The 8,042-nt window shown below is 62.4% G+C and carries 10 protein-coding genes; 3 read left to right on the plus strand and 7 right to left on the minus strand.

Going from position 1 to position 8,042, the window contains the following annotated elements; genetic code table 11:
- Positions 1-162: 162 nt before the first annotated feature.
- From ccoP to ccoN, 4 genes are read right to left on the minus strand one after another with little or no spacing between them, the layout of a single operon-like run.
- The gene (ccoP, locus tag FH041_RS02470; protein WP_027916024.1) at positions 163-1,104 is read right to left on the minus strand and encodes a cytochrome-c oxidase, cbb3-type subunit III; all 942 of its coding nucleotides are present in this window, start codon (positions 1,102-1,104) and stop codon (positions 163-165) included.
- Positions 1,101-1,304: a cbb3-type cytochrome c oxidase subunit 3 gene (locus tag FH041_RS02475; protein ID WP_027916025.1), complete on the minus strand. Its 204-nt coding sequence runs from the start codon at positions 1,302-1,304 to the stop codon at positions 1,101-1,103. The genes ccoP and FH041_RS02475 overlap by 4 nt, the downstream gene beginning before the upstream one ends.
- A gap of 5 nt (positions 1,305-1,309) precedes the next feature.
- Positions 1,310-1,918, minus strand: coding sequence for a cytochrome-c oxidase, cbb3-type subunit II (gene ccoO / locus FH041_RS02480; protein WP_023535920.1), 609 nt, complete (start codon positions 1,916-1,918; stop codon positions 1,310-1,312).
- A gap of 13 nt (positions 1,919-1,931) precedes the next feature.
- Positions 1,932-3,356 carry a cytochrome-c oxidase, cbb3-type subunit I gene (gene ccoN / locus FH041_RS02485; RefSeq protein ID WP_027916026.1) on the minus strand — a complete coding sequence of 475 codons (1,425 nt, stop codon included), beginning with the start codon at positions 3,354-3,356 and terminating at the stop codon, positions 1,932-1,934.
- Between the two features lie 49 nt (positions 3,357-3,405).
- On the opposite strand from ccoN, the gene FH041_RS02490 reads away from it, so the two are divergent.
- Positions 3,406-4,101 (plus strand): alpha/beta fold hydrolase, encoded by a 696-nt coding sequence (locus FH041_RS02490; protein ID WP_027916027.1) that lies wholly within the window; start codon positions 3,406-3,408, stop codon positions 4,099-4,101.
- A 71-nt stretch (positions 4,102-4,172) separates the two neighbouring features.
- On the opposite strand, the gene FH041_RS02495 is transcribed toward FH041_RS02490, so the two are convergent.
- On the minus strand, positions 4,173-4,457 hold the full coding sequence (locus FH041_RS02495) for a pyrimidine/purine nucleoside phosphorylase (protein WP_049695654.1): 285 nt from the start codon (positions 4,455-4,457) through the stop codon (positions 4,173-4,175).
- A 90-nt stretch (positions 4,458-4,547) separates the two neighbouring features.
- The gene (locus FH041_RS02500; RefSeq protein ID WP_023535887.1) at positions 4,548-5,093 is read right to left on the minus strand and encodes an exonuclease domain-containing protein; all 546 of its coding nucleotides are present in this window, start codon (positions 5,091-5,093) and stop codon (positions 4,548-4,550) included.
- A gap of 171 nt (positions 5,094-5,264) precedes the next feature.
- Here FH041_RS02500 and FH041_RS02505 point away from each other — a divergent pair, with 171 nt between their 5' ends.
- Both FH041_RS02505 and FH041_RS02510 read left to right on the plus strand, forming a co-directional pair.
- Positions 5,265-6,065: an ABC transporter substrate-binding protein gene (locus tag FH041_RS02505; RefSeq protein ID WP_027916029.1), complete on the plus strand. Its 801-nt coding sequence runs from the start codon at positions 5,265-5,267 to the stop codon at positions 6,063-6,065.
- An 86-nt stretch (positions 6,066-6,151) separates the two neighbouring features.
- On the plus strand, positions 6,152-7,165 hold the full coding sequence (locus tag FH041_RS02510; RefSeq protein ID WP_027916030.1) for a GNAT family N-acetyltransferase: 1,014 nt from the start codon (positions 6,152-6,154) through the stop codon (positions 7,163-7,165).
- A gap of 154 nt (positions 7,166-7,319) precedes the next feature.
- Here FH041_RS02510 and FH041_RS02515 read toward each other — a convergent pair whose 3' ends face one another.
- Entirely contained in the window at positions 7,320-7,841 is a 522-nt protein-coding gene (locus tag FH041_RS02515; RefSeq protein WP_140174148.1) for an RNA polymerase factor sigma-70, read from the minus strand.
- Positions 7,842-8,042 lie beyond the last annotated feature (201 nt).

An 8,042-nucleotide genomic window follows, 5' to 3' on the forward strand; every position in this document is an offset into this window, starting at 1 on the left:
CGGTCAGGCTTTTTCGGACGGTCAGAAAGTGGGCCTCAAGGCATGGCAAGAATGTGCATTGAGGGGGCGTGGGATGCGCAAGCGGCTGGGGTGCTGGACGCTCACAAATGAAAAGCGCCGCTAGAACGGCGCTGTGGGGCGGGGAAGAAGACGAAGAGCGGGTTACTTGACCGTCACGCCTTGGGCTGCGTCGCCCTGGGAGAGGCTGTAGACGTAGGCCGCCAGCAAGTGCACTTTGTCATTGCCCTGGATCTCGGCCTGCGCGGGCATCTGGCCCTGGCGACCATAACGAATGGTCTGTTGCAACTGGGCGAAGCTCGATCCATAGATGAACGCCTGCGGATGGGTCAGGTCCGGCGCACCCATGGCAGGGGTGCCCTTGCCCTCAGGCCCGTGGCAGGCCACGCAGTTGCTCGCGAACAGCGCTTTGCCCTTGACCGGGTCGGCCTTGACGCCTTCGGGCAGCTTGCGCCCATCGAGGTTGGTCAGCACGAACGCCGCCACATCCGATACGCCCTGTTCACCGATCACCTCGGCCCAGGCCGGCATCACGCCGTGACGGCCGTTCATGATCGACGCCTTGATCGTTTCAGGCTCACCGCCCCAGCGCCAGTCGTGGTCGGTCAGGTTGGGAAAGCCGTAGGCGCCCTTGGCATCGGAACCATGGCAAACCGAGCAGTTGGAGGCAAACAGGCGGCTGCCCATCTTCAGTGCTTGCGGATCCTTGGCTACTTCTTCCACCGGCATGGCGGCGTACTTGGCGAAGATCGGGCCGAACTTGGCATCGGCCTTGTCCATCTCCTTCTGCCATTCATTGACACCGGTCCAGCCATCTTCATAACCGGGCAGGATGCCTTTCCAGTTACCGAGGCCCGGATACAGCACAAGGTAGCCAGCGCTGAAGACCAAGGTGCCGACGAACAACCAGAACCACCACTTGGGCAGCGGGTTGTCGTATTCCTCGATGCCATCGAAGCTGTGCCCCATGGTCTGGTCGGTCGTGCTGTTGCTCTGCCCTTTGCGGGTGCCGAGCAACAGCCAGGTCAGGCCGATCAGGCTGCCGATGGTCAGTACGCTGATGTAGGTACTCCAGAAGGCGGTCATTGTGCTTTGCTCCTCGCAGCTGCACGGGTTTCAGGTGCCTGCTCGACAGGAGGCAGGCGGTCGTCGACGAAGGGCAGCAGGCGCGCTTCGGCGAAGTCCTGGTCGCGGCGCCGGTTGAATACCCACAGGCTCAGGCCGATGAAGGCGATCAACACCACCAGGGTGCCCAGGCCGCGGATCATGCCGATGTCCATTTCCATCGCATTCACCTCTTGTTCTTGATCGAGGTGCCCAGCACCTGCAGGTAGGCGACCAGGGCGTCCATTTCGGTTTTGTTCTTCACCGCCTCGCGCGCGCCGGCAATGTCTTCGTCGGTGTAAGGCACGCCCAGGGTGCGCAGCACGCGCATCTTGGTGTCGGTGTGGCTGTTGTCGACCTGGTCGGCCACCAGCCACGGATACGACGGCATCTTCGACTCCGGCACCACGTTGCGCGGGTTGTACAGGTGCGCGCGGTGCCAGTCGTCCGAGTAGCGCCCGCCGACTCGGGCCAGGTCTGGCCCGGTGCGCTTGGAGCCCCACAGGAACGGGTGGTCCCACACGCTTTCGCCGGCAACCGAATAATGGCCATAGCGCTCGGTTTCGGCGCGGAACGGGCGGATCATCTGCGAGTGGCAGCCTACGCAGCCTTCGCGGATGTAGATGTCACGGCCTTCGAGTTGCAGCGCGGTGTAGGGCTTCATGCCCTCGACCGGCGTATTGGTCACGTCCTGGAAGAACAACGGGACGATCTGGGTAAGGCCGCCGATGCTGACGGCGAAGACCATCAGCAAGGCCAGCAGGCCGACGTTTTTCTCGATGACTTCATGTTTCATCAGGCAGGTCTCCTCAAGCCAGCTGGGCGTTCGCAGGGACGGTATCCAGCGCTGGCGAACGTACGGTGCGCCAGGTGTTCCAAGCCATCAGGAACATGCCGCTGAGGAAGATCGCGCCACCGACGAAGCGCACGACGAAGCCTGGGTGGCTGGCCACCAGGGTTTCGACGAACGAGTAGGTGAGCGTGCCGTCGCTGTTGACTGCGCGCCACATCAGGCCCTGGGCGATACCGTTGACCCACATCGAGGCGATGTAGAGCACGGTGCCGATGGTGGCCAGCCAGAAATGCGCGTTGATCAGCCCGATGCTGTACATGCGCTCCTTGCCGAAGACCTTGGGGATGGTGTGGTACAGGGCGCCGATGGAGATCATCGCTACCCAGCCCAGGGCGCCGGCATGCACGTGGCCAATGGTCCAGTCGGTATAGTGGGACAAGGCGTTGACGGTCTTGATGGCCATCATCGGGCCTTCGAAGGTGGACATCCCGTAGAACGCCAGGGAGACCACCAAGAAGCGCAGGATGGGATCGCTGCGCAGTTTGTGCCAGGCGCCGGACAGGGTCATCATGCCGTTGATCATGCCGCCCCAGCTCGGTGCCAGCAGCACCAGCGACATCACCATGCCCAGCGATTGGGCCCAGTCGGGCAGGGCGGTGTAGTGCAGGTGGTGAGGGCCTGCCCAGATGTACAAAGTGATCAGTGCCCAGAAGTGCACGATCGACAAGCGATAGGAATACACCGGGCGTTCGGCTTGTTTGGGCACGTAGTAGTACATCATGCCCAGGAAGCCTGCGGTCAGGAAGAAGCCCACGGCGTTATGGCCATACCACCACTGCACCATGGCATCGGTGGCCCCGGCGTAGACCGAGTAGGACTTGGTCAGGCTGACAGGCAGTTCCAGGTTGTTGACGATGTGCAGCATCGCCACGGTCAGGATGAAACCGCCGAAGAACCAGTTGCCCACATAGATGTGCTTGGTATTGCGTTTGATCAGAGTGCCGAAGAACACCACGGCATACGCCACCCACACGATGGTGATCAGGATGTCGATCGGCCATTCCAGTTCGGCGTATTCCTTGGAGCTGGTGTAACCCAGCGGCAGGCTGATGGCAGCCAGCAGAATCACCAGTTGCCAGCCCCAGAAGGTGAACGCGGCCAGGCGTGGCGCGAACAGGGTGGTCTGGCAGGTGCGTTGCACCGAATAATAGGAGGTGGCGAACAGCGCACAGCCGCCAAATGCGAAAATCACCGCATTGGTATGCAGTGGGCGCAGGCGGCCGAAGCTGGTCCAGGGGAGATCGAGGTTCAGGAAAGGCCAGGCAAGCTGGGCGGCGATGAAGACGCCGAGCCCCATCCCGACGATTCCCCACACCACCGTCATGATGGCGAATTGGCGGACCACCTTGTAGTTATAGGCGGTACTGCTGGTTGTGTTCATGTATGGGTTCCCATCCACGGTTATTGGCAGGCTATAGAGCGAGGCAAGCATGAGTAATGGGCAAAATGCCTGCATTGACGGGGATCAATGGGCCAAGGTCGGAAATGTCCCAGGCTTGCGCTGCACACCTGAACACTGGGTGTACGGTGAGCCGTATCGGACCTGCCTGATCCTTGCCCATGGCGCCGGGGCGCCGATGGACAGCGAGTTCATGGAGCAGATGGCGCAAAGGCTTGCAGCACGTGGGGTAGCCGTGGTGCGCTTTGAGTTCCCGTACATGGCCCAGCGTCGGCAAGGCGGCAGCAGAAGGCCACCCAATCCGCAGCCGGCCTTGCTGCAATGCTGGCGCGAGGTGTACCAACACGTGCGACCTTTGGTCGCGGGTAAATTGGCGATTGGGGGCAAGTCGATGGGCGGGCGCATGGCCAGCCTGGTAGCGGACGAGTTGGGGGCCGATGCGCTAGTGTGCCTGGGCTATCCGTTCTATGCAGCAGGCAAGCCGGAAAAGCCACGGGTCGAACACCTGGCCGGGTTGCAGACCCCGACCCTGATCGTTCAGGGTGAGCGCGATGCCTTGGGCAATCGGGAGGCGGTTGAGCGGTACGCCTTGTCACCTGCAATCGAGGTGCAGTGGCTGGCGACGGGCGATCATGACCTAAAGCCCCTGAGGGCTTCCGGGTTCAGTCATGAACAGCACTTGCAGGCAGCGGCCGACAAGGTGGCGCGCTTTCTGGATGGGCAATGACGATGCGCGGTGGCAAACCCCGGGTTCATCAAGGGCATGCGGCCGAGTGAGGCACTCGGCCTGGGGCAGGCTTAGTCGCGGTACTCGCACAGGTAAGCCGTATCGACCTTGACTTGCAACTGGAACTTGCTGTCGGCCGGCACGTTGAACTGGGTGCCAGTCGCGAAGGTTTCCCAAGCATCGCTGCCCGGCAGCTTCACGACCAGCTCGCCCGAGACCACGTGCATGATTTCACGCTTGGCCGTGCCGAACTCGTATTCACCAGGGGCCATCACACCGACGGTGGCCGGGCCTTCTTCGCCAGTGAAAGCGATCGACTTGACGGTGCCGTTGAAGTACTCGTTGACCTTGAACATGGGCGACTCCAGTAACAGAAGAGGGCAAAAAGGCTGGCCAGTATGCCCAAGGCCACCGGCGCCGTCATCCGCTTTGACAGGCGCCGCCCATCAGCCGCTCGGCAGGCTCAACGGCAGCAGGCGCGCGGTGTTGCGCGCGTCTTCCAAGGCCCTGTGCTGTTGGCCGCAAAAGTGCATGCCGGCCATGTGCAGGGCACTGTTGAGCCCCGTCGGACGCTGCAGGTGGCGGGCCTTGGCAAAACGCTGCTTGAGATTGATGTGCGGCAGTGCCCGCAGCGCGCTGTCCAGGCCATGTTGCCGCCATTCCTGGAGCAATTGCACACGGTCGTAGTCGCCCCAGCTCACCCAGGCCTGCAACTGCGCCTGATGGTGCGCCAGCCACCGTTCGAAACTGGGCCACACCTCGGTGAAAGGGGCCGCCGAGTCCACGTTCGCCTGGCTGATGTGGGTCAGCTCGCGGCAGAATGGCGTCAACTGAGGCCGCCTGCGTGGCCGCACGAAGCGCTGGAAATGATCGACCTCGCGGCCTTGGCCAGTTACCAGGCTCGCGCCGATTTCAATCACTTCCATGTCTGCGACCGGCCATCCGCCGTCGTCTGTCGTCGCTTCCAGGTCGATCACCAACCAATGGCCCATATCAGGCTCCCTTCCAGGTCATGCTAGAGCGTAGCCAAAGTCCCGCCTCCCGACACCCCCTGGCATTTTGCCGCCTGCTTTGGCATAAAGGGCGCGACCCGGTGGTTGTGCCGGGTCCGGAAAGCGCCTAGCGTAAGCGGATCCCGTTCTGGCATGTGATGAGTGTTCGTTTTGACCCTAGCGCCCGGCCTCAAGGTCCTGTCCGCACTGTTTATTTCTGCCGCCTGTTGGTTGGCGCCGTCGGCACGGGCCGTCGAGCGGGTGGAAGTCAGGGTCGGGGCTGCTCACTTCCCGCCGTACACCGTGCGTCCCGAGCAAGGTGCGGGCACCGGTCTGCTGACGCAGTTGATCGACGCGTTGAACCTGTCGCAACCCCGTTATCGCTTCGTGCTGGTGCCCACCTCGGTGCAACGACGCTTTGGCGATCTGCTGCAAGGCCGTACCGACATGGCAGTGTTCGAGAACCCGCAATGGGGTTGGGCGCACGTGCCGCACGAGGCGGTGGACATGGGCCTTGAAGACGCCGAAGTGTTCGTGGGGCGTACCAGCAGCCTGGCCGACCCGCACTATGTCGATGACCTGCAGGGCAAGCGCCTGGCCATGTTCAACGGCTACCACTATGCCTTCGCAGGGTTCAACCCCGACCCCACCTACCTGCGCAAGGCCTTCAACGCCACCTTGACCTATTCCCACGACAGCAACCTGCTGATGGTGCAGGCCGGTCGCGCCGACATCGCACTGGTGACCCGCTCGTACCTCACCGATTTTCTGGCCCGTAACCCCTCCAGCCAGGGCCGGCTGGCGGCATCGGGGCGTATCGATCAGGTCTACCATCACTATGCCGTGCTGCGCGCAGGTGGGCCGTTGTCAGCCACCGCGTTTGCCGGGTTGCTGCAGGCGCTGCGCGAGAAGGGCGAGCTGGCGCGCATCTTCGAACCCTACGGCATCACCGTCACTGCCGGGCGCCCGTAATCCCCCTCAAGGGCAGCAGCTAAATCCGGGGGAGGTGGCATCGTCTTGCAGAGTGAGCCTTTCTTTCACGTCACCGAGTATCGCCCATGCCCTCAGATGCCGCTTTGCCGACACCCTACACACCACGCTGGCGCAGCCTGAGCGCCGAGCAGCGCGACGGTTTTCTGTGCCTGTCGCTCGAAGCTCGACCCTTGATCGCCCTGCGGGTGCACACCCAAGGCACTCCAGTCGTGCAGGTGGAATGGGTCTGCTCGCAGCGACCCTACCAGGCGCTGTGGGCGGCGTGCTACTGGCTGTTGTCCCAGGACCTCACCTGCCAGACGTTGACTTGGCAGCTGCATGAAGTGCCCGCCCAAGCGCTGGCCTCTGGCTTGCTGGTGAGCAGCGAGCAACCGGGGCAGTACCTGTGCCAGCGGGCATTGTTCTGGCAGTTGCCTCAGCCGTGGCTGGGTGAAGTGCAGGCCGCGGTGTATCCGCAACAGATGCGCATCAGCGCGGGCAAACGCCACCCGTTGCGAGCGCCCAAGCCGCGAGGCGAAGTGTACCGGCGCTTCGATGCGCGGCTGGGCAGCTGGGTATCGCTGCGCACCCTGGAAATCGAGCACGATCTTGAGCGCTTCAACCGCTGGCAGAACGAGCCGCGGGTAGAGGCGTTCTGGCAGGAAGGGGGTAGCCTGGCGCAGCACCGCGAGTACCTGGCCAAGCTCGAAGCGGCCCCTCATACCCTCACGCTGATCGGTTGCTTCGATGATCAGCCGTTTGCCTACTTCGAAGCCTATTGGGCCAAGGAAGACCGCATCGCCCCGTTCTATCAGGCCGACGATTATGACCGTGGCATCCACATGCTGGTAGGCGAACAGCAACACCGCGGCCCCCACAAGGTCGCCAGCTGGCTCTGCGCGCTGGTGCACTACCTGTTCCTGGATGACCCGCGCACCCAGCGCGTTGTCGCCGAGCCACGTGCCGACAATGCGCGGATGATCGGCTACATGCAGGATCAGTGCTTTCACTGCGACAAAGTGTTCGACTTCCCGCACAAGCGGGCTGCGCTGATGATTCTGGGGCGGGAGCGTTTTTTCGATCGGTGCACGCTGGTTTAAGGAGGGTATTGACGGAGGTTCGACAACTACCCGGTATCGCACTTCAAACCAGTGATTTTGCGGATGCGCACCGGCTGGGTAGGCGCGGCCTTGCCGGTCCGGCGCCCCGGCCAGGCCGCTCTACACGGGTCATCCTTCCCCCTTCGCGCCGTGCCTAGCGCGTCATCTTCCGGCAATGCACCATCGCATCGCGAATCATGAAGTTGACCAGGGTAGGGGAGACGCCCAGTTCCTTGGCGATGTCTTTCTGCGGCACACCATGCAGGCGGTACATTTCGAACGCATACCGCGTGCGTGGCGGCAGGTCGTTCAGTGCGCGGGCGATGTCGTCGAGGGCCGCAAGGTTGATGTGGGTAGCTTCGGGCGAGACGTTCTGCAGGACGACGTTCAGCCCTTCTTCCTCGCTGCCGGAGTATTTCAACTCCATCGCCTGCTTGCGGTAGTGGTCGATGGCCAGGTTGCGCACGATCTGGAACAGGTAGCTCAGCTGCGCCTTGAACGAAGAGGTGATCTGCGGGGCGCTGCCGAGCCTGAAGAAGGCGTCCTGCACCACATCTTCGGCCCGCGAGCGGCAGCCGGTGATGCGGGCGGCAATCTTGAGCAAGATGCTGCGGTTTTCTACGAACGCTTGGAGCAGTGGTGAATCGCACTTACTTGTGGACAGTTGTTCCGCCATGGAAATCACCTGGAAGCATAGGGTAAAGAGCGCGTTGATTTGTAGGACGCGTCCTGGGACGAGCGACAAGCTATTCAGAATGATAATGATTGTCAAATACGAAACTAAATTAGTATTTGTATCTTTCAGTTCTAAGTCGCGCCCGACTCGCGTGCGTACCCGCCGCATGGCGCCACGCATCACGCGGCGCCTGGTTAACGC

The organism is Pseudomonas sp. SWI7 (genome assembly GCF_006351945.1).
Taxonomy (GTDB): domain Bacteria; phylum Pseudomonadota; class Gammaproteobacteria; order Pseudomonadales; family Pseudomonadaceae; genus Aquipseudomonas; species Aquipseudomonas fulva.

Bases quoted from the DNA above. Each gene is read 5' to 3' on its own strand.
- ccoP (WP_027916024.1), bottom strand. From the start codon at position 1,104: ATGACCGCCTTCTGGAGTACCTACATCAGCGTACTGACCATCGGCAGC.
- FH041_RS02475 (WP_027916025.1), bottom strand. From the start codon at position 1,304: ATGGAAATGGACATCGGCATGATCCGCGGCCTGGGCACCCTGGTGGTG.
- ccoO (WP_023535920.1), bottom strand. From the start codon at position 1,918: ATGAAACATGAAGTCATCGAGAAAAACGTCGGCCTGCTGGCCTTGCTG.
- ccoN (WP_027916026.1), bottom strand. From the start codon at position 3,356: ATGAACACAACCAGCAGTACCGCCTATAACTACAAGGTGGTCCGCCAA.
- FH041_RS02490 (WP_027916027.1), top strand. From the start codon at position 3,406: ATGAGTAATGGGCAAAATGCCTGCATTGACGGGGATCAATGGGCCAAG.
- FH041_RS02495 (WP_049695654.1), bottom strand. From the start codon at position 4,457: ATGTTCAAGGTCAACGAGTACTTCAACGGCACCGTCAAGTCGATCGCT.
- FH041_RS02500 (WP_023535887.1), bottom strand. From the start codon at position 5,093: ATGGGCCATTGGTTGGTGATCGACCTGGAAGCGACGACAGACGACGGC.
- FH041_RS02510 (WP_027916030.1), top strand. From the start codon at position 6,152: ATGCCCTCAGATGCCGCTTTGCCGACACCCTACACACCACGCTGGCGC.
- FH041_RS02515 (WP_140174148.1), bottom strand. From the start codon at position 7,841: ATGGCGGAACAACTGTCCACAAGTAAGTGCGATTCACCACTGCTCCAA.